The organism is Streptomyces sp., from assembly GCF_035563135.1.
GTDB lineage: Bacteria > Actinomycetota > Actinomycetes > Streptomycetales > Streptomycetaceae > Streptomyces.
On the sequence record NZ_DATMVN010000322.1, the window covers coordinates 1 to 2,057 of the forward strand.

Consider the following 2,057-nt stretch of genomic DNA (forward strand, 5'->3'; position numbering starts at 1 on the left):
TGACCCGGCGCACCAGCAGCCGGTCGCCGGAGCGGACCGTGGGGGACATCGACGGACCGCTCACCCGGGCCACCACCCAGGGCGTGACCAGCGCCTCGACGCCCGTCATCCGCCCTGCTCCGGACGTGTCCCCGCTGCTCACCGGGAGTAGGGTCGCAGACGAACCGACCCCACTGAACCGGAGGCTCAGCCCATGCGTTTCCGCATGTTCTCCGCCGTGGAGGCCACCGCTCACTGCGACCTCCCCTGCGGCGTGTACGACCCGGCCCAGGCCCGCATCGAGGCGGAGTCCGTCAAGGCCATCCAGGAGAAGTACCAGGCCAACGAGGACCCGGTCTTCCGCACCCGCGCGATCATGATCAAGGAGCAGCGGTCGGACCTGGTCAAGCACCACCTGTGGGTGCTGTGGACCGACTACTTCAAGGCCCCGCACTTCGAGAAGTACCCGCAGCTGCACGAGCTGTTCAACAAGGCGACCAAGCAGGCCGGCGCGTCCGGCGGCAAGGGCAGCATGGACCCGGCCGAGGGTCAGAAGCTGCTCGACTTCATCGCCGAGATCGACAAGATCTTCTGGGAGACGAAGGCCGCCGCCTGAGGCCTCCTGCAGGGCACGGCACCGGCCGGCGAGCGCTCCGCTCGCCGGCCGGTGCCGTTCCCGGCGATGAGTTCCGGCGATCGGGGCGGTCTCCGTCCTGACACCCGCACCCCGTCCGTCGCCACACCCAGGAGACCCCATGGCCGCCCGTCTGAACCCGTACCTGCACTTCTCCGGCACCGCCCGCGAGGCGATGGAGTTCTACCGCTCCGTCCTCGGCGGAGAGCTCGACGTGATGACCTTCGGCGACGCCGGCGGCGGCGGGGACGAGTACCCCGACGACGGCGTCATGCACGCGTTCCTGCGCACCGCCGACGGGCTCGAACTGATGGCCTCCGACGGTCACGACCCCGACGCCACCGGCCCCGACCGGGTCTCGCTGTCGCTGTCCGGCGACGACGCGCCCGCGCTGACCCGCTGGTTCGAGGCGCTGGCCGAGGGCGGCAAGGTCGACGTCCCGCTGGAGCAGCAGGTGTGGGGCGACACCTTCGGCCAGGTGACCGACCGCTACGGCGTGCGCTGGCTGGTCAACATCGGCACCGCGTCGGCCTGAGCCGGGACCCGCCGCCCCCACCGTGGGCGGACCCCGTCCTCCGCACCCGTCGTGGGTGGACCCCCTGCTCCCCCGTCGCGCGCGAGCGTGTGGCGGGATCCTGCAGGGGGCCGGCGGGACCCGGGACCGGGCCGCGGCGGACCCCTGCAGCGGGGCCGGGCCACGGTCTCCGGGACGGCGACCGATCATCTCCCGGACACCGACCGGTCGTGGCGGGCGACTGCTCCCCGGTACCGTTTGACCTCGATGCGTATCGACCCGGCCGGGTGGCCGTTCATCACCGGGCCCCTGGCACCCGCCGCCGTGTTCGCCGCCGCAGGGCGGACCAGCGGCCGCCGGAGCCTCCGGCTCGCCGCCTGGCCCTTCGCCCTCCTGGCGGCCTACATGGCGCTGTTCTTCCGCGACCCCGACCGGCGTTGCGACGTCGAGCCGCCGGCCCCCGACGACGTCCTCTCCCCCGCCGACGGCGTGGTGATGGTCGCGGGTGAGCCGCAGGAGGGCGTCGCTCCGGAACCCGGCCCCGAGGGCGGCTGGCAGCAGGTCAGCGTGTTCCTGTCCGTCGTCGACGTGCACGTGAACCGCTCGCCGTACCACGGTGAGGTGGTGGAGAGCTCCTACCGCAGGGGCAGCTTCCTGGCCGCCTACCGCAAGGAGTCGGCGCACCGGAACGAGCGCAGCGAGCTGTGCCTGCGCGACGGAGACCGCACCGTGGTCTTCCGGCAGATCGTCGGCGTGCTCGCCCGCCGCATCGTCACCCGCACCGGCGTGGGCCGGCGGCTGGCGACCGGCGAGCGGATGGGCCTGATGAAGTTCGGCTCCCGCATGGACGTCTTCGTCCCCCGGGACTGCGCGGTGCTCGTCCGGGTGGGCCAGCGGGTGCGCGGCGGCGAGACCGTCATCGCCCGCTGG

General features: G+C 73.0%; 3 protein-coding genes. All 3 read left to right on the forward strand.

Annotation, left to right across the window (positions count from 1 at the left end; all coding sequences use genetic code 11):
- The first annotated feature begins 193 nt into the window (after nt 1-193).
- Entirely contained in the window at nt 194-595 is a 402-nt protein-coding gene (gene sodN / locus VN520_RS14090) for a superoxide dismutase, Ni (RefSeq protein ID WP_325747244.1), read from the forward strand.
- A 139-nt stretch (nt 596-734) separates the two neighbouring features.
- A complete protein-coding gene (locus VN520_RS14095; protein WP_325747245.1) occupies nt 735-1,148 on the forward strand; it encodes a VOC family protein in 414 nt (137 codons plus the stop codon).
- Nucleotides 1,149-1,394: 246 nt separating this feature from the next.
- The coding region (locus tag VN520_RS14100) for a phosphatidylserine decarboxylase (RefSeq protein ID WP_325747246.1) at nt 1,395-2,057 on the forward strand (663 nt) is incomplete at its 3' end.

What these genes read in the sequence shown, in the direction of transcription:
- sodN (WP_325747244.1), top strand. Translation starts at nt 194, where the DNA reads ATGCGTTTCCGCATGTTCTCCGCCGTGGAGGCCACCGCTCACTGCGAC.
- VN520_RS14095 (WP_325747245.1), top strand. Translation starts at nt 735, where the DNA reads ATGGCCGCCCGTCTGAACCCGTACCTGCACTTCTCCGGCACCGCCCGC.